The organism is Aquiflexum sp., assembly GCF_041749095.1.
Classification (GTDB): Bacteria; Bacteroidota; Bacteroidia; order Cytophagales; family Cyclobacteriaceae; genus Aquiflexum.
Genome location: NZ_JBGTCA010000327.1, coordinates 1 through 10,169, shown reverse-complemented (window position 1 = coordinate 10,169; position 10,169 = coordinate 1). Strand labels below are relative to the sequence as shown.

Annotated in this window: 8 protein-coding genes, 1 tRNA gene and 1 pseudogene; 6 read left to right on the top strand and 4 right to left on the bottom strand. The window is 40.9% G+C overall.

The window, feature by feature from the left end; all coding sequences use genetic code 11:
- A pseudogene (locus ACEW8O_RS14995) lies at positions 1-410 on the top strand (hydrolase); the annotation flags it as partial.
- A gap of 525 nt (positions 411-935) precedes the next feature.
- Here the strand turns inward: ACEW8O_RS14995 and ACEW8O_RS14990 are convergent.
- Complete coding sequence (locus tag ACEW8O_RS14990) at positions 936-2,504, bottom strand: M81 family metallopeptidase (RefSeq protein ID WP_373495437.1); 1,569 nt, start codon at positions 2,502-2,504, stop codon at positions 936-938.
- 529 nt (positions 2,505-3,033) lie between these two features.
- On the opposite strand from ACEW8O_RS14990, the gene ACEW8O_RS14985 reads away from it, so the two are divergent.
- The 4 genes from ACEW8O_RS14985 to ACEW8O_RS14970 all read left to right on the top strand — a co-directional run bounded on the left by ACEW8O_RS14985 (position 3,034) and on the right by ACEW8O_RS14970 (position 5,079).
- Positions 3,034-3,118 (top strand) — tRNA-Ser (locus ACEW8O_RS14985).
- A gap of 25 nt (positions 3,119-3,143) precedes the next feature.
- Positions 3,144-3,515, top strand: coding sequence for a hypothetical protein (locus ACEW8O_RS14980; RefSeq protein ID WP_373495436.1), 372 nt, complete (start codon positions 3,144-3,146; stop codon positions 3,513-3,515).
- A 655-nt stretch (positions 3,516-4,170) separates the two neighbouring features.
- Positions 4,171-4,758: a fibrobacter succinogenes major paralogous domain-containing protein gene (locus tag ACEW8O_RS14975; protein WP_373495435.1), complete on the top strand. Its 588-nt coding sequence runs from the start codon at positions 4,171-4,173 to the stop codon at positions 4,756-4,758.
- 141 nt (positions 4,759-4,899) lie between these two features.
- Positions 4,900-5,079: a hypothetical protein gene (locus ACEW8O_RS14970; RefSeq protein ID WP_373495434.1), complete on the top strand. Its 180-nt coding sequence runs from the start codon at positions 4,900-4,902 to the stop codon at positions 5,077-5,079.
- Between the two features lie 551 nt (positions 5,080-5,630).
- Here the strand turns inward: ACEW8O_RS14970 and ACEW8O_RS14965 are convergent.
- Entirely contained in the window at positions 5,631-5,759 is a 129-nt protein-coding gene (locus ACEW8O_RS14965; RefSeq protein WP_373495433.1) for a hypothetical protein, read from the bottom strand.
- Between the two features lie 233 nt (positions 5,760-5,992).
- Between ACEW8O_RS14965 and ACEW8O_RS14960 the strand changes: the two genes are divergently transcribed.
- Positions 5,993-6,628, top strand: a complete 636-nt coding sequence (locus ACEW8O_RS14960) for an START domain-containing protein (protein ID WP_373495432.1) — start codon at positions 5,993-5,995, stop codon at positions 6,626-6,628.
- 139 nt (positions 6,629-6,767) lie between these two features.
- On the opposite strand, the gene ACEW8O_RS14955 is transcribed toward ACEW8O_RS14960, so the two are convergent.
- Complete coding sequence (locus ACEW8O_RS14955; protein ID WP_373495431.1) at positions 6,768-6,998, bottom strand: type II toxin-antitoxin system Y4mF family antitoxin; 231 nt, start codon at positions 6,996-6,998, stop codon at positions 6,768-6,770.
- A gap of 164 nt (positions 6,999-7,162) precedes the next feature.
- The coding region (locus ACEW8O_RS14950) for a hypothetical protein (RefSeq protein WP_373495430.1) at positions 7,163-10,169 on the bottom strand (3,007 nt) is incomplete at its 5' end.

Below are 10,169 nucleotides of genomic sequence, written 5' to 3'. Positions count from 1 at the left end.
AACCCCAGAGTATTTTCACCTATGCATTTTCCACAAGAATCGGAGGGTACTTTGCAGAAGGGGAAAGATATAATGCTACAGGAGAAATGGGGTACAGGTTTCAGCCCTATTTCAGCTTGACCATGAATGCCAACTACAATGAAATCCACCTTCCCGAACCATGGTCGGTTACCTCATTTTGGTTGGTCGGACCCCGATTGGACCTGACATTGACCAATACATTTTTTATCACAGCATTTGTGCAATACAACGAGCAGATTGAGAATATCAACCTCAATACCCGCCTGCAATGGCGTTTCAAGCCCGCGTCCGATATATTTTTGGTCTTCACAGACAACTACCTCCCCGCCCCATTCTATGCCAAAAACAGGTCATTGGTATTGAAATTTACTTATTGGTGGAATATTTGATGTGGGGGAGACGTGAGACGTTCTGATTGTAGATTTTAGATTTTAGATTTGGTGCAACAGAGGAACGGTGAGGGTAGAAGAAAGCGTCATTGCGAGGAGCACATGAAAAACCTTATTATTTTAAATAATCCTTCGTGCGACGTGGCAATCTCTTGAGGAGGAGTGAGAAACAAAGAATCCAGATGCTAGAAGCGAGAGCCGAGATACACACATTGGCATAGGCAAAATGCCATCGGCCCGTCCGACTGGTTATCCGGGCGGGCATGACCGAAATTATAGCCCGGTAATTTATTGCCGGGATAAAATTATTAACGCGGACCCAAAAGTACCGTAGGTACGAACGATTTAAAAGACCCTGTTCCTGATTAATAAAGATGAGGGCTGATTCATTTTGTTGTTTTTTTACATGGTTTCTCCCTCAAGCTTCCCGTCATATCGAACATGGAGAGATATCTGTTCTCCCTTGGAAGTAAAGTAAGTGGACAACTCACATCGGCGGCAGTAAACCCGATACGGCATGACCTATCACTTCACAGGAACCAACTTTGCCTTCATGTCGGGATCCTTCATATCCCTGTCAAAAGGAAACATGGGGCGGTTGATGCGTTTGAATTCCAATCGGTCCAGATCCTGATCCACCCCTCCCGGAGTCAAAGCCATGATCCAATCCGCCCGCATATCATACAGCTCCGGCACCAAATAACCGATTTTCACCACCACTATATCTGTTTCTCTGGGCTTCAGACCCAAATTGGTAAAATCTGACTCATGGTGATACGGTTTACGTCTTTTGGTCACAATCACAGATACACTGCCTACCTTGACCACAACTTCCGTCTGTGCATGTTGGTCGCCGTGTTCGATGGCAGTGATCGTCCCTTTTAATCGAATTGGGGGAGAAAACCTGTCATCTACCATAGCACCTGCATCACCTTCCACTTCTGCCCCTACCCCTGCTTGGACTGCCATTTCCACAAAATCAGGCCCAGGAATAGAAGCATAAATTAAAGAAGGTCCCTTTTCTGTTTTGAATTCGGGCCGGGAAAGAATTTCATTCAAGGTCCAGGTTACATCCCCCGCCCCACCCGCCGTTGGGTTATCTCCCATATCACTGATGATAAATGGCCTCTTGTCACTCGCAATGGCCATATCCAGACTTTCCTTCAAGGTAGCTGTTGGCGCTATAAAATCAAACTCCTTCCTTACCTCCCAGAAGCTTTTAGCCAAATACTCTGCACCATCGGTTACTTTTTGTTGATCATCTCCCGTGACCATCACATAGGCCTGATTTCTCGGTTCATCGGCCCATGCATAGCCAATCCATATCCCAGCATCCACTACCCCTTCCTGATCTGCGATCGGGGCAACTTTATCATACAGACTCTTAGCAGGCTCAACCCTTGTGCTCGTTTTTTCACCTGGTAACAAAATAGGTACAGCCACCCAAGCCTTGTATTTAGGTTTTCCCAATCCCAATTCCAGTCTTTCCAGTAAATTATCCACCGTTCTCTTCTTGGATTCCATGGCATCTTCATGGGGTGCCATCCGGAAGCAGGTGATCAGGTCGGTATTTTCGGCCAATCTCCATGACACACTGCCGTGTAGGTCCATGGAAGTAGATATCATTGTTTCCGAACCAATCACTTCCCTGATGCGGGTAATCAAATCCCCTTCAGGATCATCCATTCCCACCACACTCATGGCACCATGGATATCAAAAAACATCCCGTCATAGGGGGTATTTTCCCGGAGTTTATCGAGCATTTCGGTCACCAAGGACTCATAAGTTTCCTTTGTCACCGCCCCTCCCGGTAAAGACCGTGCATACAGGGTCGGAAACCAGTTGGCCCGGTTTCTATTGGTGGAATCAGAGGATAAAAAAGGATACAGGTTGAAAATCTCCTCACCCCTACTTACCCTGAATGCATCCATTTCGCTCACAGCAGGGGAAAATGTACTGGATTCAATGGCTATTCCCGCAATGGCAATTCGGGGTAATGAATCAGAATTTTCTGAAGTTTTTTCTTTTTGGCTGCATGCGATCAATAAAGCACAGATCAATACCAAAGACAGGTAGGTGGTGGTTTTAGTCATTTTTGGTTGAATTAATAAGGCCTAAAATACAGGATTTTCAGATACAATATCAATTTTCACATCATCATTAAATCCTCAAATTGAAGAATATTTTCAGTCTTCAGTACCTACTGCCACATTTTAACTTCCCCACTGTCGGTTATGCTGCTTACTGCGACTGCCTTCTGAGACTGCCCACTGCGACTGCCAAACTGCAACTGCCTACTGAGACTGCCTACTGAACACTGCTGAGACTGCCTACTGAGACGGCCCACTGAACACTGCTTCCAAACTTCCCTCTCCCCAACTTCCCCAACATCGGACATCCGACATCGGTCAAAAAAAAGTATTTTCAGATCTACACTAAGATATTCCCAATTCAATAATTCAGGAAATCAATGAATTAAGCCTAGGCAAAACAATTTTGGAGAACGGGGATTTGCAAAATCAAAGTTAAGGGCTACATTTGCAATCCGTAAGAACAACGACTATTTAGAGGAGTGGCAGACCTGTCTGCCTTTTCTGAGAACAAGTTTGAATTACAAAAATTAGAGGAGTGGCAGAGTGGTCGATCGCGGCGGTCTTGAAAACCGTTGTACCGTGAGGTACCGGGGGTTCGAATCCCTCCTCCTCTGCTTTTAGTCAATCAAATATTTCGAAATGCCCCCAATTTTAGCGTTTGGGGCATTTTTTATTTTGTGCCTTTTCGAAAAACACCATATTTTTCGCATTTTTTGCGGAAAAATCGAGACCTCCCCATTTTTTCATCGAGACCTGTTTTGCTTCAAGAACAAGGAAATCTCCAAGATCGAAGCTGTTGCATTCGAAACTGCTATGAAGGCAAAGGGAGGAATCGGTCAAAACCTACAAGGCATAATGCTTGAAAGTATTCCGGGAACAGATTTTTCCGGAATAAGGCTCCTCTCATATTATTATGTTTCCTGGGCTTTATTTAAACCGGATTTTGTTGGAGAACTTGGTTTGCCTTTTGAAAAGGAATATGCAGCAGCCAACTCACAATCAAACCCTTAATCGAAATTACGGCAATGGATGGAAACGATTTGAAAGATCTCCTAAACAAAGTACTCTTGGAAGATTGCGAAGAAGATTTTCAAAAGTTTATGGCCCAGTTTGACTATAACCATTGTCTTGTGGATGGGATGGATACAGTATAGAACTTTTATATTCCAATAAACATATGGCAGTCTATTACTACCATCGGCAAAAGAATGAAGTTTACATTTCTATTCTCGGTATTGTTGACTGGAAAATTGAAATGATGAGATTTTTAGCCAGGATTTATCAATTTTTCGCATTTGTTCTACCACACTTTGAACCAAGAATGGTCTCTGAAATTGATACTCTTATTCAGGAATTTGGGATTGAATAATGGATTTTCGTTCTTTTTTAAACAGTTTTTTTATTTGGATTTTATTTGTATAATTTTATATATCAATAAGTTAGCCATATTGTCAAAAAAGAATCTCAATAAAACTTTCATAAAGAGAAATATTCGCCAAAACTATTTTTTGCATGGAGTTTTGGGTCAATAGTACCGTAGAAGTTGCATATATAAACATCTAAGCGTTCATTGGTAAAAGATGTCAGAAAAAAAATAATAAACTTGACAAACCAAACCCGAAAAGCATTTTTAAAAGAGTAAGGGAAATTTAAAAAAATGAAGAAAATGAAAAAAATTATTTTAGTAATAACAATGTTAGGGGTAATTCTATCTTGCCAGAAAGAAGAAAACGAACCCACACCAACTGTTACAGATATTGATGGCAACCAATATCGGACGATTCAAATAGGTACTCAGGTTTGGATGGCTGAGAATCTAAAAACATCTAAGTATTGCAATGGCGACCCAATACAAAATATAGATGACGCTATTCAATGGGCAAATTTAACCACAGGTGCTTGGTCGCACTACAATATCGAAATCGAAAACCGTTATGGCAAATTTTATAACTGGTATGCAGTTGATGATGCGAGAAATATTTGTCCCTGTAATTGGCACGTACCCACAAAAGCAGAATGGACTGTTTTATTAGACTTTCTCGAAGGGAAATCTGGAGATTTTTCACCTCTTCCGGGCGGCATCCGGTACTCCCATGGCTCGTTCGACAGCATTGGCGAGTTCGGCTACTGGTGGTCTTCTACGGAGGACGGTATCGACTATGCCTGGTTCGTCGGCTATGATATCGTCTTCAGCAGCGGTGACCTCCCATGGCCTAAGAAATGGGGGATGTCTGTACGTTGCCTCAAGGATTAATTTATTTGATTAATTGATAATTGGGGTTTGGGTCAAAGTCCCAATTTTTAGAAAAAAATGGTATTTTTTAGCGATTTACCGGCAGGCTGATAATCATAGGCTATAAGGGCATTTATTAGCCATATTGAAACCAATCCAAACTTGGCCATAGAAGGCACTGAAAATGTTCAGGAATGGATTCAATGGGCCAAGCACAAAGCAGATTGGTACGATCCTACAGTTGAGAAAAAGGATGAGTACTTAAATCCGTTTGGTGAATTACATGAATCACTTTTGGATGGCAAAAAGCAGTTAGATAGATATAATACTGACGAACTTTAAACAATTTATAATGACAATTTATGGTTGTAGGCAATGACAGTTTCATGGGTAAATTCGGTTTTTAACCTATCTGTTTTAAAACATTTTGAACATTTATACTTCTTAGCTTGTAATAAATCATTTGACAAAAGAAGCAGCCATGGAGCTGGAAAATAACCCACAGTTAATAGAGTACTTCGAATGGGCAATAAATAAATTAGAGCGTGAATAAAAGCGGCTCGCATTGAGTAGATGGCCATCAGCTGTAAGCAAATGCGATCTTAACGAGCTCCTTCTCTCACCAGAACAATGAAAAGAATTCTTTGATTTTAAGAATGGAAATACGGAACTTAAACATGAACCATGTTCAAAGAATATAATAAAAGCTTTTATCAAAAGGAAATTGAAGTTTTTATTATTCTAAAGTCAATGAATTTTAAGATATGTACCAAGGGTTCGAATCCCCGAATTACCATTCATCACAGATTTATTGAAAATTTTCCGTGGGGGAAAATCGAGACCTCGGAAAAAATAACGAAAATAAATGATTTATTTACAGTGAGTTATATCGATTATTCAAATCCCTCCTCCTCTGCACAAAAAGGCTGAGCAAAATGCTCAGCCTTTTTGTGTTTTACGAAGAGCGATACGCCCTGCAAAGTGGCTCCTGGCTGATACAGTCCACCGAATTGTATCTTCACGATCGGCCCTCTCCTCCTCTGCCTGGTAAAATCCTAATCGCTTGCAATACAGTCGATTAAGATATTCTATTTTTAAGGAGAGTATTTGGAAGGCTAAAATTGGACGGACCGTACTAAGCCATTGTATAAAACAAAAATCTAAACTCAGACGATTCTTTTTAAATTACCCATAAATCACAAATTAATCCTGTAAATTCGCTATCAATATAAATTCAATAATTATTTAGGATAGCATGGTGGCTAAGTCAGACATGTTTCACTTTCTTGTTGGGATTTTCTTTAGCATGAGTGTTATGATAGTTGAGGCTCAAGTACCTGAGGAATCCAGGTGGAAATCTGTAAATCAAGAAGATGGAATCGAGGTATTTACCAAAGTGGGTAGAAACTCAGATTTAAAGGAAATTCGTTTTACCTGTACGGTAAAAGCAAATTTGGAGCAGGTTGTAAATTTACTTTCGGATGTGCCTTTATATACTGAATGGGTTTATAAATGTGTGAGTTCCATTCGGCTAAACACAGTTCATCCAAATGAAACCAACTATTATGTAGTATTAAATTTCCCATTCCCTCTTCAAGATAGGGATTTAGCCGTTAAAAGTAAGCATTGGTTTGATTCTTTGGGAGTGTATCATGCCTATTCTGTTGCTAAAGATGATTTTTTATATAAGAACGATGAATACGTTCACATTTCGGAATTTAAGTCTACATGGGACATTATACCAAAACCCAATGGAGAGGTATTCATAGACTATAAAGCTTTATCTAACCCAGGTGGTAATCTTCCTATTTGGTTGGTAAATCTCGCAATTACGAAAGGCCCACTTGAGACCATGAAGCAATTTATCGATTTGGTTGAGCGGAAAAAATGAAAGATTTCTCCCTATTCATGTTAATCTTTTTTGGAGTTGGGAGATTTTGCCAAAAAACGGCACCAAGTGGCTGATTCCGCTGTATTGGAATACATATTCTCCATCGTCAGTTTCAGTATGCATTCCTGCCAGAGTATCTTTATAATAAATCTCCGCTTGTCTCGTCGTTCAATGTTTTACTGTTTTCCGGAGACAGCTCGTGGCCAAACATCTGGAGCACCAGGTTGACCTTATCCAGATTGAGATTGGTCTTTCCCTGTTCGATCTTTCTGATCACTGTCAAAGCAACACCACAGCGTTCTGCGAACTCCTCTTGAGTCATTCCTGTTTCCTTTCTTCGTTCCTTTACAAAAGCAGCAAGTTTTTTCATTATATGCTTTTAGATAAAAACCAGATAAAATAATAGTAAATTATATGTAAAAAAGTATAATCAATGTATTGGAACTGATTTTATATGTATTTGTCATTATATAAAAGTGGCTTTTTCCATAACCTTCCCGTCCCACTCAAGAACTCCAAGACGAAACTCCTAAATCATGGATCAATAATAGACAATGGAAATCCCATAATTTCTACAAAACCGGCAATAATCGATGAGATATAATGGTCGATGAAGCTTTCTTCGTCATCTTTTTCTCTGCTAAACTTAACAGTCTTGGGCGGGTCAGATTTCCCCTCTGACATATCCTCATCCAAAATCAATACATTGGCTAAATAGGCTCCAATTTGATATAGTCCTCCTGCGGGTTCCGGAGAATCGGACGCACTCAGTTGGATGTTCAGATTTTCATAGCTTAGACCGAAAGTTCCGTTTGCTTCCTCATTCCCTGCCTCAAAATCCCACAATAAGGTATATATGGTTCCACTTTCAAATCCAAAGAGGGTGGTGTACTCGGTATAGCGATTTAATTTTGTCAGGTCTAGGCTGTCTATTCTTCCGGTAAATTTCACAGGTCGTGACAAATCATTCATGGGGATAATCAGGCAGGTTTTAAAATGGCCATCTCCCATAAGCATGGTATTGACATTGATGTTAGTTTCTGGATCCGAGTTGATTTTTCGGTCAATATTCGTCAGGTTATTGACTTCAAGGTTTAATTCCTCCAACCAAAACCTCCCCGGCTCATCACCATCCTCAGCGAGCTCCTCATAAACAACCTTGGCATTATTGACCAACAACGAACCCAAATAAAGAGGCATTCCAACTTCTTTGATCAGCTGTTGGATGGTAGGAGGTAAATCCTCACCCGCTTCCGCAGGATAATGATTGTCCACAAATACTTCCACATTCAAACCCTCTGCAACGATAATTGAATCCGCAAAAACACCCTTCTGTTGAATTAATAGACCAAAATCCAGACCTTTGATAGAAAAATCATTATTGGAAATTTTCATCACCATGTTGGTTTCAGGCCCTTCCATTAATTGCCTAAAATTTTCATTATAATCATAAACAAATCCATCAGCCTGTAAATAACCCTCTCCGGTACTCATTTCAAAAAGTTCCAGACCCACGCTGTTAACGTTGTCAGGAAGGGGGAAATCTATCCTCTCCAGTCTTACCGCAATGTCACTGCTGTGCAGTACCCTGTCTTCCCGGAAAGCCGTTCCTTCGGCAATCAATACATCAGAAGCCTGCAAGTAAATTGCCGGAAGATGTGCAGTACGGTCAGCTATTCCATCTACTGATATATCTGCCTTAACAATGGCAATTTTATTGATCTGGACTTCATCCAAAAAATCCGCTATTGCAGGATATAAATCCATATTATCTGAATCCTTCTGCTTCTCACGCTCCCCTGGTTCAGGTTCGTCTGCGTCTTCAACACTGTCCCCCAAATCTTCCAAGATTTTTGGATTCGATAGGACAATACTGTCTATGGAAAACTTCTTATCAGTCATTTCCCGGGTATCTATACCCTTGATATGAAAACCCTCGATCGCAGCATCCAAATAAATTTCGCCCGGATCATTTTCACTGTGCTTGGCGGTAATCTTGTTCATTCCGAAGCTGCCGGTCCCGTTTTCGATTTCGAGTGCCATGTCCTTAAATGCCACACGTAGCATTTGCCTTTCCTCCAAAAAGCTGACTGTGTCCATCGAAAATTTAAACGATTTGGTATGTAAAAATCTGTTTTCTGCAAAAGCCGGATCTTTGTCAATCTGTATATTTCGGATGGCTAATTCCATGCCTCCGACTTTGCCCAAATCTTCATGATTCAGGTTGATTTCCTGAAATTCGACAGCACCTATTTTTACCCTACCAAAAGTTTCCGGTAGCATATCCGCAAGTGTAAATGCACTAAAGTCCAATTTCATCTCTTCCCGGGCTTCCTTTGCCGCTTCTTCCACTACCTTCTCCGCAAAAGCAAGTTCTCCGAATACGGCTACATCCAGGCCGTTTAATCTAACTGTCCCGGCATAAAAGGCTTGATCCCGGATCAGTGCGGCATAATCGAGCTTAGTTATTTTTAACTGATTACTGTTTATTTCAAATACCATTTCAACCTCTGAATCCTTGAGTAAAGCATCCACATCCTTATCAGTCTTGTAAGAAATACCATTGAGTTCAAACAATCCTTCACGTGTACTTAACCTGAAAAGGTCTAAGCTTGCCCGATGTGTGCCATCGGCCAGAGGGGCAGTGATATTTTCTACCCTAACCGCAATATCATCCGTATGCAGTACTCTATTTTTCGAAAATGCAGTTCCCTTCGCAATCAGCAAATCGGAGATTTGAAGGTATGCAGCAGGAATCCGTACAGTACCACTTGTGCCTTCCAGACCGGACACCTGAATATCTGCTTCAATCAAGGCAATTTTATCAATTTGAAGTTTATCAAGGAAGTCTGCGATGGCAGGGTATAAATCCAACGGATTCTTTGCTCCCCCTTCATCACTGACCTCAGGCATTACCACGATAAACTTTGGATATTCAATGGAAATGCTATCTATGGAAAACGATTTTTCCGGTAGGTTTCGGGTATTGATGCCACTGATATTGAAACCGTTAATTTTAGCATCTGCATATAGTTCCCCATTATTCTTTTCGGCGTGGCGGGCTATTAAGGTATTCAGACTTAGACTACCAGTACCATCCTCCATATCGATGCGGAATTTGTCCAGTCCAACCATAAGCTGCTGATCTTTATCCAAATAATCCAGAGAATCAATTGAAATGCTGAACTTGTCTGCATGCAAAAACCTGTTATCAGCAAAAGCTGGGGTTTTGTCGATTCGCATGTCCCGGGTGACAAAGGTAATCCCTGATACATCCATAATGTCCTGCTGCCTATAGTGGATATTTTCCAGGTTGATTTCATCAATGTAGATCTTATCCAATAATTCCGGGAGATTGTCCCCGAGTGAAAATTCCGGGAAATCAAATGCAGGACTGTTTTTATCTACCTCCTCAGCGGATGGCCCGGCCTCTTCATCATCCATATCCATATTGTTGATCAGGGTTAGATGACCAAGAAAAATACGGTTGACATTGGCCACACTGTCTTCCTGCACCCTGTTCATGTTCAGGTCCGTGAAG

Bases quoted from the DNA above. Each gene is read 5' to 3' on its own strand.
- ACEW8O_RS14955 (WP_373495431.1), bottom strand. From the start codon at position 6,998: ATGAAAAAACTTGCTGCTTTTGTAAAGGAACGAAGAAAGGAAACAGGA.
- ACEW8O_RS14975 (WP_373495435.1), top strand. From the start codon at position 4,171: ATGAAAAAAATTATTTTAGTAATAACAATGTTAGGGGTAATTCTATCT.
- ACEW8O_RS14980 (WP_373495436.1), top strand. From the start codon at position 3,144: ATGCCCCCAATTTTAGCGTTTGGGGCATTTTTTATTTTGTGCCTTTTC.
- ACEW8O_RS14990 (WP_373495437.1), bottom strand. From the start codon at position 2,504: ATGACTAAAACCACCACCTACCTGTCTTTGGTATTGATCTGTGCTTTA.
- ACEW8O_RS14960 (WP_373495432.1), top strand. From the start codon at position 5,993: ATGGTGGCTAAGTCAGACATGTTTCACTTTCTTGTTGGGATTTTCTTT.